This window comes from Acidithiobacillus sp. TH-A117, assembly GCF_057473465.1.
Genome location: NZ_JBYCKQ010000038.1, coordinates 19,452 through 34,328, shown reverse-complemented (window position 1 = coordinate 34,328; position 14,877 = coordinate 19,452). Strand labels below are relative to the sequence as shown.

The following is a 14,877-nucleotide window of genomic DNA, read 5'->3' as shown; positions in this document are numbered from 1 at the left end:
TATTCGCTATCAGCCGGTGATGATCATCATAACGCGCTGGAAAAATAAAAGGGAGGCCGCAAGCCTCCCCAGGAGCAATTTTAGCTGTCCGGTTTATCAGGCAGAAAAAGAAGACCCACAACCACAGGTGGTGGTCGCGTTGGGATTTTTGATCACAAACTGTGCGCCTTCGAGGCCTTCGCTGTAATCAATTTCGGCACCCACGAGATACTGATAGCTCATGGGATCAATAAGGAGACTGACACCAAACTGATGGACTTCGGTATCTCCTTCATTCATGTTTTCATCAAAGGTGAAACCGTACTGAAAACCGGAACAGCCACCGCCAGTCACAAAAACCCGCAGCTTGAGGTCTTCAGAACCTTCCTCTTCAATGAGGGCGCTGATTTTATCCGCCGCATTCTGGGTCAGGGTCATTACCGGAGGAATGGAATCCAGATTGGTCATTGTTTCTGTTGCTGTGCTCATTGTGCATAACTCCATGCGCCGCAGCGCGTTGTTCAGTGGATACCCGACCATTTTGCTCGCTTTTTCGGGGTAGCGTCAAGGTGCCGGAGTTCAATGCCGGAATTCAAGCCCCGGCTCAGTCTTTTTCGGGAGAGTGCGGAGCGTACTTCACAGCGGCCACTCGTGCACCGACCAAAACCGCCAGAAGCACCGCTGTGGCGATGAGATCCATGGGCCCGAGGTGATGAGCATAAAGGCCAATGAACAGTTCACGCAAGACAAAGACTATGGCCACTTCCGACAACACCCGCAAACGGATGCGGTGAAACTCCAGATAATCCGTAAAGGTCCGAAACAGCTCGATGAGCACGAACACCGAAAGCACGTCAGACACAAGTCCCTGAATAGCCTCTTCTTCACGGAAGGTCAGGAAGGTTTCATATACATCCCAGACCACCCCCACCACCGAGGCGACCAGCGTCAGCAGCATGACAAAAATCAGCACGACCACGATGAAATCAAGAAAGCGTTCGTAGAAGCGCAGAATGCGCCCGCGCAGACCGCTGACGCCTATAGTAGGCAGGGATTCCTCCGCGCCTGACTTGGTCAAGCGGTCACCCTGCCGCCCTGGCCGAACGCCGCAGGCGTGAAAGCAGCCGTCTGGCCATTTCGCCAAATAGCTCTGTCTGAGTCGGATGAGGATGAATGGCTTCGCCCACCTGCTCCAGGGTCAAGCCCGCGCTGACCATCATGACCGCCTCACCCACCAGCAGATCAGCATGATCCGCCAAGAAATGCACCCCCACAATCCGGTGGCTGACCTTGTCGGCAATCATTTTGATCAGGCCATCGGTTTCGCCGGTCATCATGGCCTTGGCATCAATACTCATGGGCACCTTGACTTCGGCCACATCCATTCCGGCGGCCTTGGCCTGCTCGAGGGAAAGCCCCACAAAAGCACACTGAGGTCGGGTGAAGGTTACGCCGCTATCTTTAGCCGCATCATAACGGGCCCCATGCCCGAGCAGATTGGCCGCTGCCACCCGCCCCTGCTGGCCCGCCGTGTGTGCGAGCATGTATCCCCCCACCACATCCCCCACCGCATAAATATGCGGAACACTGTCTGCCCTGTGGTACTCGCGGCAATGGCGCCGCGTTCGGCCAGAGTCACCCCCGCAGCGGTCAGGTTCAGGGCGCTGGTATCCGGACGCTTGCCGGTAGCCACCAGGAGCAGGTCACAGACATGATGGGTGTCGGTATCACCCACCTGGTAATGAATATCCAGAGCACCGGGCTTACCGGATACTTCCTGCACCTTGACGCTGGTCAGCACTTGCAGACGCGGGCTGTTATGGGCCAGTGCTTTCATCAATTGCTCGGAAACTTCTTTTTCCATTTCGGCCACCGGGCGCGGCAGAGCTTCCAGCACCAGCACCTCGGCACCAAAATCGTGGAACATCTGGGCCATTTCCATACCGATGGCACCCGCACCGATCACGCACAGTCGTTTGGGCGGCTGGGCCAGATCCCAGACCGTATCTGAGGTGACCGCCGCACCACTTTTTAATGCTTCCTGCACCCCCGGAATGGGCGGCACAAAGGCGGGCGCGCCGGTAGCAATGACACAAGCCCCGAAACTCAGACTCCGGGCATCCTTGCCGCTGATTTCGACATTGTGCTCACCGGTGAAGCGGGCAGTACCTTCCAGCACCTGAATTTTCATGCCCTGATCGGTTTTCAGGGCCATTTCGCCTCGCGCCTGCAAAATGCCGCGACGGTGATTTTCCAACTGTGCCCAGTCCAGCTTAGGAGTACCCATCTGCAGGCCCATGGCGGCATCATGTTCCCGATCCCGAATACGGTCAGCGGCAGCCCGCCAGGCCTTGGAGGGGATGCAACCGCGCCACAGGCATTCACCCCCGGGATAAGGCGCGTTATTGACCATGGCTACCTTGACGCCGTTTTCAACCAGTTCGCGGGCGCAATCCTCGCCCCCCGGACCGGCACCGATGACCAGCACCTGGACATCATAGTCGCCCTCGGGAATCGGGGTCGCACCAGCTTCCAGCCAGCTTTCCGGGTGTTCAATGGCTTTTTTGAGATCCTTGAGAAACAGCGCTGCTTCCGCCCCGTTCACCACCCGATGATCGGCGGTAATGGTAATGGGCATTCCCTCCGGGCTATTACCGGCAATGGCAATAATGGCCGCCGTACCCGGAGTGACGATGGCATCAAACTGGGTAACGCCATACATCCCCATGTTGGAAATGGTAAAGGTAGGATGGGTGTATTCGGGAGGACTGAGCCGACGTTTACGGGCTTTTTCCACCAGGGGCGTCCATTCCTGCTGCAACTGCTCCAGCGCCTTGCCCTCCACCGAGCGCAGCACCGGCACTACCAGCCCGCCATCTTCGGTGGTCGCGGCAATGCCAATATCATGCTGGGCGCGTTCCACAATTTTGTCGGTCGGCTGATAGGCGGCATTGACCAGGGGATGCTTGGCCAATGCCTGGGACGCAGCCTTGGCAATGGCCACGGTCAGCGACACCTTGTGGGCCTTGGCGGCACGCATCAGCGCTTCCGGCTTGGCTTTGACGGTGACATGAAACACCGGAATACTGAGGGATGCCACCATCGCCTGACTGATGGCTTTTTCGATGGCACTCATCGCCCGCCCTTCCCCGGGTACGGCAGGCTCCGGCACGCGGGCACCAGACATGGCCGGGACGGCGCGGCTGGCAGCGGCCAACACATCGGCGCCGACAATCACACCTGCCGGCCCGCTACCTTGCATCAGATTCAGATCCACGCCCTGCTGTCCCGCCAGCTGGCGGGCAAAAGGACTGGCTGCTCCCTGCCGGGGACGGGCTGCGGGTTGCGCCCCGGGAACGCGCTGGGCCGCCACCTCCGCGAAGGGTGGCTGAGGCGTGCTGGTGACGGCAGGCGCTGCCTTGGCAGCACTGGCAACGGGTGCTGCGGGCTGGGTGGATACCACCGCAGTACTGATATCCCGCACCTGTTCGGCCGTTTCCACCAACCAGGCAATGGCTTCACCTACGGGAACCACCGCATCCACCGCGACGCGGGGACCGGAAAGATAGCCTTCACGAAACACCTCCACATCCATGATGGCCTTGTCGGTTTCAATAGTGGCCACCACATCCCCACGCTGGATTTTATCGCCCAGGGATTTTTCCCAGGAAACCAGCACGCCTTCGGTCATGGTATCGGAAAGCTGGGGCATTTTGATGGCATACCCGGAAAGGGATTCAGAGGCTGCAGGCGCTGAAACCGCCGGAGCCACTTCGGCAGGAGGATTTTCTGACACCCCACCCTCAACCAGAGATTGGGCTTCTTCCGGTGTTTCCGTGAGATAAGCCATGGCTGCCCCCACCGGCATGACACTGTCCACCGCTGCCAAGGGTCCGGCCAGATAACCGGAGCGAAACACTTCCACATCCATGATCGCCTTGTCGGTTTCAATGGTCGCCACCACATCGCCGCGCTCCACCCGGGCCCCAATGGGTTTTTCCCAGGAAACGACGACGCCTTCCGTCATGGTATCGGTCAGTTGTGGCATCTTGATGACGTAAGGTTCAGCCATGTTTCACCCTGTTTTGAGAATCTCTAGATCAGAAGCTATCCGCACACCCGTCAGCGGCGACGGGGGCGGCGAGCATGTGTAAAAATGGACGGTCTTAACGACCGAACATCTTCTTGACGGCAGCAACTACATCCCCGGCATTGGGAATGGCCGCTTTTTCCAGGCGGTGATTGTACGGAATGGGCACATCCAGCGCATGCACCCGCACCGGGGCAGCATCCAGATCAAAAAAGCATTCTTCATTGATGATGGCGATGACTTCTGAACCGACACCGACCGGCGCCTCATCTTCTTCGACAATAATGGCGCGATGAGTTTTGCGCACACTCGCGGCAATGCCGGCGCGATCCAGCGGTTTCAGAGCGCGCAAATCAATGACTTCGGCATCAATACCATATTCGCTGGCGAGTTTTTGCGCCGCATCCAGCGCCCAGTGAACACTGATGTTGTAGGCAAAAATACTGACATCCTTGCCCGGACGCATGATTTCCACGCCTTCCAGTGGCGTGAAAAATTCTTCATCCGGCACCTCGCCCTTGAGGTTGTACATGCTTTCATGTTCGATAATCACCACCGGATCATCCGAACGTACGGCGCTTTTCAGCAAGCCGTAGGCATCCCGGGGCGTCGCAGGGGTCACTACCCGCAAACCGGATATCCCCATGAAAACTTTTTCCATGCGCGCCGAGTGCTGGGCACCCAACTGATGCGCCGTGCCACCGGGTACCCGCATGACAAAGGGACAACGAATCCGGCCGCCCGACATGTAATGAATTTTGGCGGCGTTGTTCATGAGCTGATCCATGGCCAGCCAGGCAAAATTGACGCTCATGATCTCAACGATGGGACGGGCACCCACCATGGCTGCACCAACACCAATGCCAGTGTAGCTGTTTTCGGAAATGGGGGTATCGACAACCCGCTGTTCACCATATTTGGCAAAAAGACCGGAAGTCGCCTTGTAGGTACCGCCGGCAACGCCAATATCCTCGCCCATGGCAAATACCAGCGGGTCACGCGCCATTTCTTCATCGTGGGCACGCAGAATTCCCTGCCAATACATCAATTCAGCCATGGTTATTGTCTCCTTCGGTATACACATAACGCGCTACATCTTCAACACGGGGTTCCGGACACTCCATGGCGTAACGCACCACCTCGTTTTCGATTTCATCCTGGATGGACTTGTCCATGGCATGGAACTCTTCTTCCGTCACCACCCCGGCTTCCACCAGACGGCGCTTGTATATGCCGATAGGATCACGTTGCGCCCATTCCTCTACTTCTTCCTTGCTGCGATATGCACCGGAATCCGACATGGAATGGCCGCGCAAACGATAGGTCATGAGCTCCAGAAAATAGGGTTTGCGCTGTTCGCGCACATAATTGACCGCTTTTTCGGCGTGGGACATGACGATGTCGATGTCCTGCCCGTCACATTGGGCGGCTTCGATACCATAGGGCGCTACCCGCTTGTACTGGTTGATTTCCACCGTGGAGCGCTCGATGGCCGTACCAATGCCGTAGAGGTTGTTTTCACAGATGAAAAGGACGGGCAGCTTCCAGAGACTCGCCATGTTCATGGTTTCATGGAAGGTGCCCTGATTGTTGGCGCCATCCCCCAGAAAACAGATGGAAATTTCCTGACCGCCACGCAACTGAATGGCCTTGGCGAAACCTGCCGCCAGGGGGAAGGGTCCGCCCACCAGAGCATACCCGCCCATGAAATGCACTTCGGGATCAAACAGATGCATGGAACCACCGCGCCCCTTGGAGCAGCCCGCTTCTTTTCCGAACAGCTCCGCCATCAGCGCCTTGGGATCCATACCGGATTTAAGCGCATGAATATGATCCCGATAGCCGGTCACCACATAGTCAGAACCCGTCCGGGCTTTTTCCAGAACACCAATGGCACAGGCTTCTTCACCCGGATAAAGATGCAAAAAACCGCCAATCTGGCGCTCGTGATAGGCCTCCGCACAGCGTTCTTCAAAGCGGCGGGCAAAAAGCATTTCACGCAACAGGCGCTTCTGGTCCGTGGCGTCCATGGTCCTCCCAGACAAAGTAAATGGACCACGTTGGCAAACGTGGTCGCGGTGAATAATTCCAGCCAAAGTCTCAGGAATAATGGCCTAGGCCGGCGTAAAGCGTCAAGAGCCAAGCCGCACAGCGCAGATTTATGGTTAGGTCCCGGGTAGCGCTTACCCTACAAAAAATGGGCCACAAAAAATGGGCAGTTTCCCGCCCATGAATGCTGCTTAAAGGAGAATGCACAAAAATTGCTCGACCCAGATATCCGATACCAGAAACCTGATACCCGATACCCGATACCCAATTAATTTTTAGCAAAATGAGTGCCAATACTGGATACAGAGAAATTGCCTTGTTTACTGAAAATTCATGGCAATCAAGACCCAGATACGGTGCGCTATTGCACAATATTGGCAAAATCTCCCCAAAACAGGGAGAACATTTGCTTGAGCAATACCATCGAAAAACCCGCTTGATGACCATCAAGCGGGTTATGGTCAGCCAAGGCCGGGAGGATTTACTGCTGTACCGTACTACGCACCATCACACTGGAATTAATTTCAACACGCTGATTCTTGAAACGACCTTCCGGGGTTTTGTTACTGGCAATGGGGTCTTCGTAGGAATGACCTTTGACGGTCATCCGGTCCGCTGCGACACCACGATTTTCCAGATAGCCCGCCACACTGCCGGCACGGGCCTTGGAAAGTTTGTAGTTGTAAGCATAGCTTCCGGTTTTACTGCAATACCCGTTAATATCCAAAGTCGCATCTGGATGCATTTTGGCAAAACCTGCCACCTTATCCAGAACCGCAATATCCGTCCCCATCAACTGGGCGGAACCGGTCTTGAAATTAATGCCGGTGATGGTAATGGGCTTACTGATCAGCACCGTTTTTTCCACCGGGGCGATGGGGGCTGGCGGTGGTGGCGGGGTGGGGGCAGAGACCACCGGGGCCACTGGAGCCGGACCCGCAGGACAGGGGGTCACCTCATAGAGGCCACAACCCGAGGCGGCCAGCAGCCCTCCTGAAAGCAGTAATTTGATAAATGGTGCGGAATTTTTCATGTTTCGTCTCTCCTGAATACGCAATGTGTGTGTTCCTTAGAACATAAAGCCGGTTTCGACCATTCCGCGTAACTGGTTGGTGTTGGTGCCATCCGCTCCAGAGAAGCCGTAACTAGCCGGAGCCGATGCCGTGACATAGGACAGCTCCGCTCTGGCGAAGAAACCGCCATCCTGATAGGTCGGCGTGAGGGTGATGGACCAGGCATGGGAGTCGGCGGGGAGGTCTGTGAGACTAGACGCTGCACCCTCAACACTATCCGGGCCAGTTAGAGGACCGCCTACACGCAAATATTCTGCACGGGCGCCCAGAGAGATCGTCTTGGTAAAACTGTAGTCTGCCAACAAAGCGCCACCATAATTATCAAAGGAATGATCCACGCCCAAATCAGGTGCCGAAGGGGTGTGCATATACTGGAAATAAGGCTCGATCATCCACGGCCCGGAGCTATATTCATACTCAATGCCGTAAATCTGGCTTTCGTTGCCAATGGGACTGTAAGCCACATCATTGGAACTCAGGCGGGATTTACCCAGGGAACCTTGGCCGTAAATACTGACCGTATTCGCGCCGTTAATGGCGTAGCTGACTAAGCCGCTGAGTACGTTATAGCGATTGGAATAATAACCATCTGTCCAGGCAAGTGAGGCACTCAAAGGACCCGCACTACCATTGAACTGAATACCACGACTGATAATGGGCTCCATGTCCCAAAGCAGGCCGCGCTCAATGTTGATATTTTGATAGGTGAAGCCACCTTCTGCACCGATGAGAGTGGGAAGCTGTCCGATTTCCACAGAATAATTAGAAGATGGGGCAATTTTTAGATACGCAACAGGCAAGGCCCCAAACTCATTGATCGTATTACTTGGTGTCGCTGTGGATAAACTTGCTGCTAAAGTTGGAAAGCTGTAAGCACCCGCCTGAATATAAAACTGGATAGGCCCATTCTCTTTCTGGATGATGACCATACCATTGGTAATGGACGCACCTACCCGCTTAGCCCCCAAGGTACCTGCCATTCCCTGAGGATTATCCTGATAAAAAGCCATGCCGCTGGCGACGCCTTGCACATCCAGTTGCCCCAGGGGGCCGGCACAGAATGTCAGGGGATTAGGCAAGGATAACGGGCTGGCATCAGCCACACCGGCGACGAGAGGAAGACCCACGCACAAGCTGGCGAGGATGGCACGACGAAAATAACGATTGCTGTAGCGCGACATGTTGACTCCTTGGTATGTATGAAAACAATCAAAGCTGTTGTCAAAAAGCAAAATACATGCCTGGAAATTTTCGCCTCGCCATATTTAAGGTTTTATTTACAAAACAATATGCTAAAAATATTCATCGCACCGAATAGAAAAACCCATTGCACCAAAACAGGTCGTAACGCACTCCTATCGTGCAACCAACTCACCATCCATAAAAAACCCGGCACATGGCCGGGCTTCTTTCTCCAGAACAAATAAAGACTAATTGCCGTTCAGTGTTCTCTCAATATTAGGCAGGGCAGCACCTATACCGGCGCCGACCGCACCACCCACTGCGGCGCCAACAGCAGGATTACCCGCAGCCACAGTGCCCAACACGGCACCGCCCGCAGCACCAATCGCTCCCCCACTCAGGGCGCGCTGTCCGGTAGGGCTCATATTGGCGCAGCCACTCAGGGCTAGCACACATAACGGGATGATTAACCAGCTACTTTTCCTGTAGCGGTGCTCCCGGGTTTGAATATTGACCTTCATCAGAACTTCTCCTCTACGTTGTCTCAACAGGCTGATAACTGGGCTCATGCAGTAGTTAATGCCTCCAGCCATCATCATGGCGCCAGCGCCCCGCCCAGGGGGGTGGGCCATGATGCTGCCATGGCCGTGGACGGTAATAGCGAATGGGAGCTGGTTGCACATAATAGCCTGGGGCCGGATATGCCAGGGGAGGGGGAGGCGGAGGCGGCGGAGCTGGCACATAATACACGCGCCGGGGTGGTGGCACGTAATATACGGGCGGGGGCGCATACACCGGAGCAGCATAATACCCCGGGTTATTCCCGAGAAACACACTCAAGCCCGGGACCGCGACCCCCAGAGATAAATCACCATCCGCCCAGGCAGGGCGGCTTGCTACCGCAAATAGCACTGCAAAAATTACCGCAAATAGCGTCCATTGCGGCAACCGTTGAACAGAACCTATCTTTTTCATGGGTTCTCCTTGAGTATTTGACTCATCCATATACTGGTCATCGCCGATAATCATCGGAAAACATCCGGTCATTATCGGAGCAACTCTATGCAATAGCAAGAACCTTGCCAGATTGACTTCCTGATTTTTCAGTAAGTTAGCCAAGCACTCTGTAGCCAAATAGCTACATAAATTCCCCATAGACCAAATACCAACTATTTTTTAGTCAGTTACTCTGTCGTCCAGATCATGAATCATCCAGAATTGATCGCGCCTTCTTTTCTGCGCCTTCATGGCATACAAAGCCTGATCAGCGCAGCGGAACAAATCATCCTGATTTTCCAGTTGACTTAAATTCTCACAAAAACAAACTCCCAGACTGATCCGCAGGGGCAACAACACCCTGTCTGACAATTTGGCCGGAGAATCCATTATTCGCTCAAGGCGGGTCAGGACTTCTTCCAGCACCCGGCGACTGGGCAAGCCCTCAAAAAGCAGGACAAATTCATCACCTCCCCAACGAGCCACGCAGTCAGAGGCTCTCAGTGCCTCTTCCAGCCTTCTGGCAATAATGACCAGCAAGGAGTCACCCGCATCATGCCCGTATTGGTCATTCACCCCTTTGAAATCATCGACATCCAGAATACCCAATGCGACAGATTGACCAGAGGCACACGTCAGAGTCAGAATTTTTGCCAATTGCTCGTTGAACAGACGCCGATTGGCCAGGCCGGTAAGGCTATCGTAAAAAGCGATCTTGCGTATTTCCGCCTCGGCATTGGTCAAGTCATGATGACGCCCCCAGAGCGTCAGGGTCAGGCCCATACTGCTCGCCAGCTGTCCGATCAGCATTTTCAGAGGCTGACTGAAATGCCGGGTGGCAGCACTGGCAACTATCAGCACCAGTTGCTGCTCGTCGTCCTGGGTGTATATCGGATAGGCGATCATGCTGTGCAGACGACGCAAAGCTGGTCGGTTCTCCGGGAGTTCTGGAGATCCGACCAGCGCTTCCGAAAAACGGAACTCTTCGGCTCGGCCGCTACGTAATACCCGGGCCGGAAGAAAATGCTCATCCCGCAAATCGTTCGGGCTCCACGCGGAGAACCATACTTGCAGACTTTCCTGCAAATCGATTCCATCCGCTTCCAGAGCCATGAGTTGCCAGAAACCTGTCTTGTGGTCGGGCATCATTAGCCATGCCGCAGTGGCCCGGGTTTCATGCACAATGTCTTGCACCAGCCGGGCATACATGGCTTCAGGTTCTGCCAGCATCAGCAGGGATTGCTGGGTCAACAGTGCCGCCTGCTGATACTGGCGCAAATCCAGAAGCTGACGGAGAAAGCCCACGGACAGACGATCGAGGAGTAGGAGAACGCACAAGATAATCACAAAGGGCAGTCCCTGCCAGACATTCTGCTGCCAGAATTGGCTGGAAATCATTTCAGGAGACCAGCGCGCAGAGGCGGTCCACGGATATCCCGGTACAGCCACTTGCAAACTGTTACCCGCCCAGTGCTCCTGTGGGGCAGGACTCTGCCACACGCCGCGCCTCCAGAAAGCTACCGGAATCTGCCCCGCCCCCATGATCTGAATATCCATATCCGCCGGCGTATGTATGTTTTTCAGTTGCGACAAGCGAAAAGGAGAACCAATATAACCTGTTACCTGCCCCTGGCGGTTTAATAAGTGTTCGCGCATAGGCATTACCCAAATTTTGTCCGGTAATAATAATACTGGCTGGCCCACCAGGTAATCCGGGTTTCTTTTGAGCTGTGTGAAGGCTCCAGCCTGTAACAGAGGCGTAGACCACTGTTCGGAACTGGACCAGATGATTTTTTTCGCCCGCCTATCCAGCATGTTGATAGCGACAATACCCGAATGGGTTTTCTGAAAAGCACGCATGGCCGCTTTTTTACCTGGAGTCAGCACCAGCGGATGGTCGTTCAGCTCCAGCAGAGAGCGACGAAAAAAGGTCAGGTCATGAAAATGACCATCCAGATTGCTGGCCAGTTGATCGGCGATACTGCGCAGAGCAATCTCACCCCGGTATCGGAGCTCATGGTGGAAGGAGGCCCGCGCATCAACATAACGCCAACTCCACAAAGCAATAAACAAAAGTCCCATGATCAAAAAAAACAGGTGCAACAATATAACGGGGGCGGCCCTTGTAGATAAGAAAAAGGCACCCCTCCAAATCATGAGGTTTCAATCATTGTGTTCATGGTGAATGGCTTCACGAACCAATTCCTGGATTTCCGCTTCCATACGCGTCAATGCCTGATCCTGATACCCCTGTGCCGGGTCAGACTTGATCTGGCGCAAGCGGCCATGGGCCAGCAAAATGGGATGATCACCCGGCGCACCATCTTCCTGCAGATAAGTAACCAACGGACAAGGTGGAGGCTCGGCGGCAAGAGATACATCAATCCAGCCCCGCCGAAGAGCATCCATCAGGGGGCGGCGCAATAAGTGGGCCGCGTAAGCACCCAGCAGGGTTGAGGGATGGTTGGCTGTTCCTTCGGGCATGGTGTAACCCGATCGCAGCATGGTCAGCAGTGCATCAGCGGGCATGGGTCTGGCAATGGCATAGCCCTGCACATGATCCAAGCGCAGGGCGCGCATGGCATCCAGTATGGGCAGGGTTTCCACTCCTTCAATGACCAGTTCGGCATTGAGGGTATTAGCTAACAATTGAATACTCTGGACAAATGCCAGATTTTTGGGCTGCGCGCACAAATCGCGGATGAAACCTTGATCCAGCTTGATTTTATCGATGGGCAGATCTTTCATGCGAAGCAGGGAAGAATAGGCCGAACCCACATCATCCAGCGCAATACGTACCCCCGTAGCCTGCAAAGCCAACAATCGCTCCTTAGCGATATCGCGATTCAGGAAATCGCCACTCTCCAGAAGTTCCAGAGAAATTCTGGATGGAGCAATAGGACTGGTAGCCATCGTCCCGGTAAAACACGTCGCACAATCATGGTCCACCATAAAATCGGGATCCACATTGAAGGACAGATTCAGAAAAATCCCCAGTGCATCCAGGGATTCGAGAACCTGGAGGCCGGCCACCAACATCAAGCGGCTCAGCTCCCGACGCTCATCCATATCCAGAAACGGAATAAAGCTATCGGGAGAGAGAATCTGCCCAGAGGCATCGCGCATACGTGCCAGGGCTTCAATGCCGACTATTTTTTGCTGGTTGATGGAGTATTCGGGCTGAAAATAGGCAAGCAGATCCTCGGGGAAGCGCCAACTTGCCTGCTGTGGAGGCTTCACAGTAAAAATCCAGGTGCCGGCTTAAAAGCCCCGAAACAATCGCGACGAAACATTTTTCGATTATCCAATCCGATCAGCAAAGTAGTGCCTCTGAACACATACGCTTACCATATATCTCTATAATTAGCACACTATGGCAACAAAGCAATTTGTGTCAATCCAGTTGTCTCGGGCAAGGCAAACAAACGGTTCATGTTCTGAACCGCCTGGCCGGCTGCACCTTTGACCAGATTATCAATGACCGACAACACCACGACCTGCCCCGGACGGGGCTGGTGCACGGCGATCCGGCACATATTGGCGCCGCGCACCGACCGGGTGGCCGGATGGCTTCCAAAAGGCATCACATCTACAAAAGCCTCTTGCGCGTAGCGTTCTGCAAACACTGCCTGCAAATTGGCGTCGCTCATGGGCTGCCGCAGGCGTCCATAAAGAGTGGCATGAATACCGCGAATCATGGGCATGAGGTGCGGGGTAAACTGCAATTCGATGTTATTCCCACTGATTTCCGAGAGAATCGCCTCAATTTCCGGACGGTGACGATGACCACTGACGCCATAGGCACTCACACTGTCGGCAGCTTCGGGAACAATCAGGTGCACCTTTCCGGTACGTCCTGCACCACTGACGCCTGATTTGCAGTCGGCCACCAGGGTCTCCTGCTGCAGCAAATCCGCCTCCAGTAAGGGGGCCAATCCCAGAATGACTGCCGTGGGATAACATCCGGGATTGGCAATCAGGCGCGACTGGGCAATGGTTTCCCGATAATACTCGGGAAGCCCGTAGCGCGCTTCGCGAAGCGCATCTGGTGCGCGATGCGCCATACCATACCACTGCGCAAACAGTTCAGGGTTCGCCAAACGAAAATCTGCGCCAAGATCAATCACCCGGACATCTCGCGCCAACAGTTCCGGAGCACTGTCCATGGCTACGCCATGAGGCGTGGCAAAAAAAACAACATCCAACTGCGTCAGCACCAGAGGATCGGGAGCGGTATAGGACAAATCGCACACCCCGCGCAGGTTGGGAAAATGCGCATCCACCCTTTCTCCAGCTTCGGCGCGGGAGGTAATAACTTGCACCTCCACTTCGGGATGGGGAAGCAACAAGCGCAACAACTCCACTCCGGTGTAACCGGTACCGCCCACAATCCCTGCCCGAATCATGTCATTTGTCCTTTATTACCGTGAAATATATTTGAAGCAACAACAAAAAAGCCGCCCGGAGGCGGCTGATTTCAATTCCAAGCGTGGTCTTAACGTTTGGAGAACTGATGACTGCGCCGTGCCTTGTGCTTACCAACTTTCTTACGCTCCACTTCGCGGGCATCCCGGGTCACGAAACCTGCACTGCGCAGCGGCCGACGCAAGGTTTCATCATACACCATGAGGGCACGGGTGATGCCGTGGCGAATGGCACCCGCCTGACCACTGGCACCGCCACCGCTGACGTTCACCAGAATATCAAACTGACTGCCGTGTCCGGTGAGCTCCAGGGGCTGCATGACCACCATGCGCGAAGTTTCGCGGCCAAAATACTCTTCCAGACTCCGCTTGTTGATAACGATCTTACCGGAACCGCGCCGCAAATAAACCCGTGCAGTGGCGCTTTTGCGCCGACCCGTGCCGTAATATTGTTCCATGATAGTACTCACCTTAAATATCTAAAGTCTGGGGCTGTTGCGCTGAGTGGGGGTGCTCGGAACCGCTATACACCTTGAGCTTGCGGTACATGGCGCGGCCCAGGGAGTTTTTCGGGAGCATACCCTTCACCGCAATTTCGATAATCCGCTCCGGGTGGGTTTCCATCATTTTTTCAAAAGAGGCGCTCTTCAGATTGCCGACATAGCCGGTATGATGGTAGTACATCTTGTCTTTGGCTTTGTTGCCGGTCACCGCAATCTTGTCGGCATTGATGACAATAATATGATCACCAATATCGGCATGGGGGGTGTACTCGGGCTTATGCTTGCCGCGCAGACGTGTAGCCACTTCGACAGACAGGCGGCCTAACACTTTATTGGTTGCATCCACTACGAACCAGTCTCCCTGGACTTCATGAGACTTGGCAGAATAGGTCTTCATCACAAAACTCCGGCTTCGGGTTTTTCACTGAGGGGCGGGAGATTAGCGACGAAACGGGGTCTTGTCAAGGCACTTACAGCATCTGCCACACGTTCAAACGTATGCAGGTTGGCGGCAAACAACAGATATTGTGGTAACACAGCCATATTGACCATAAATTTAGAATAAGTAATTATGCTGATTG

Annotated in this window: 13 protein-coding genes and 1 pseudogene; all 14 read right to left on the bottom strand. The window is 54.6% G+C overall.

The features are described 5' to 3' along the window. Positions 1 to 96: 96 nt before the first annotated feature. Positions 97 to 468, bottom strand: coding sequence for an iron-sulfur cluster insertion protein ErpA (gene erpA / locus AC2VLR_RS09435; RefSeq protein WP_101537515.1), 372 nt, complete (start codon positions 466 to 468; stop codon positions 97 to 99). A 115-nt stretch (positions 469 to 583) separates the two neighbouring features. Then, on the bottom strand, positions 584 to 1,057 hold the full coding sequence (locus tag AC2VLR_RS09430; protein WP_486881898.1) for a phosphate-starvation-inducible PsiE family protein: 474 nt from the start codon (positions 1,055 to 1,057) through the stop codon (positions 584 to 586). Between the two features lie 4 nt (positions 1,058 to 1,061). Beyond that, positions 1,062 to 4,051: pseudogene (locus tag AC2VLR_RS09425) on the bottom strand (FAD-dependent oxidoreductase). A gap of 94 nt (positions 4,052 to 4,145) precedes the next feature. Further along, on the bottom strand, positions 4,146 to 5,126 hold the full coding sequence (locus tag AC2VLR_RS09420; RefSeq protein WP_486881897.1) for an alpha-ketoacid dehydrogenase subunit beta: 981 nt from the start codon (positions 5,124 to 5,126) through the stop codon (positions 4,146 to 4,148). After that, positions 5,119 to 6,099, bottom strand: a complete 981-nt coding sequence (gene pdhA, locus AC2VLR_RS09415; RefSeq protein ID WP_486881896.1) for a pyruvate dehydrogenase (acetyl-transferring) E1 component subunit alpha — start codon at positions 6,097 to 6,099, stop codon at positions 5,119 to 5,121. The genes AC2VLR_RS09420 and pdhA overlap by 8 nt, the downstream gene beginning before the upstream one ends. 500 nt (positions 6,100 to 6,599) lie before the next feature. Then, positions 6,600 to 7,151 (bottom strand): OmpA family protein, encoded by a 552-nt coding sequence (locus tag AC2VLR_RS09410; RefSeq protein WP_486881895.1) that lies wholly within the window; start codon positions 7,149 to 7,151, stop codon positions 6,600 to 6,602. Between the two features lie 36 nt (positions 7,152 to 7,187). Further along, the gene (locus AC2VLR_RS09405) at positions 7,188 to 8,372 is read right to left on the bottom strand and encodes an outer membrane beta-barrel protein (protein ID WP_486881894.1); all 1,185 of its coding nucleotides are present in this window, start codon (positions 8,370 to 8,372) and stop codon (positions 7,188 to 7,190) included. A 249-nt stretch (positions 8,373 to 8,621) separates the two neighbouring features. Continuing rightward, positions 8,622 to 8,894 (bottom strand): hypothetical protein, encoded by a 273-nt coding sequence (locus tag AC2VLR_RS09400; protein WP_215844050.1) that lies wholly within the window; start codon positions 8,892 to 8,894, stop codon positions 8,622 to 8,624. A 55-nt stretch (positions 8,895 to 8,949) separates the two neighbouring features. Further along, positions 8,950 to 9,348, bottom strand: coding sequence for a hypothetical protein (locus AC2VLR_RS09395; protein ID WP_423856006.1), 399 nt, complete (start codon positions 9,346 to 9,348; stop codon positions 8,950 to 8,952). A 201-nt stretch (positions 9,349 to 9,549) separates the two neighbouring features. Further along, complete coding sequence (locus AC2VLR_RS09390) at positions 9,550 to 11,442, bottom strand: diguanylate cyclase (RefSeq protein ID WP_486881893.1); 1,893 nt, start codon at positions 11,440 to 11,442, stop codon at positions 9,550 to 9,552. 90 nt (positions 11,443 to 11,532) lie between these two features. Further along, entirely contained in the window at positions 11,533 to 12,609 is a 1,077-nt protein-coding gene (locus AC2VLR_RS09385) for an EAL domain-containing protein (RefSeq protein WP_486881892.1), read from the bottom strand. 131 nt (positions 12,610 to 12,740) lie between these two features. Beyond that, a complete protein-coding gene (argC, locus tag AC2VLR_RS09380; protein WP_486881891.1) occupies positions 12,741 to 13,775 on the bottom strand; it encodes an N-acetyl-gamma-glutamyl-phosphate reductase in 1,035 nt (344 codons plus the stop codon). A gap of 89 nt (positions 13,776 to 13,864) precedes the next feature. Next, complete coding sequence (gene rpsI, locus AC2VLR_RS09375; protein WP_101537506.1) at positions 13,865 to 14,251, bottom strand: 30S ribosomal protein S9; 387 nt, start codon at positions 14,249 to 14,251, stop codon at positions 13,865 to 13,867. A 13-nt stretch (positions 14,252 to 14,264) separates the two neighbouring features. Beyond that, positions 14,265 to 14,693 carry a 50S ribosomal protein L13 gene (gene rplM, locus AC2VLR_RS09370; protein ID WP_215844338.1) on the bottom strand — a complete coding sequence of 143 codons (429 nt, stop codon included), beginning with the start codon at positions 14,691 to 14,693 and terminating at the stop codon, positions 14,265 to 14,267. Positions 14,694 to 14,877 lie beyond the last annotated feature (184 nt).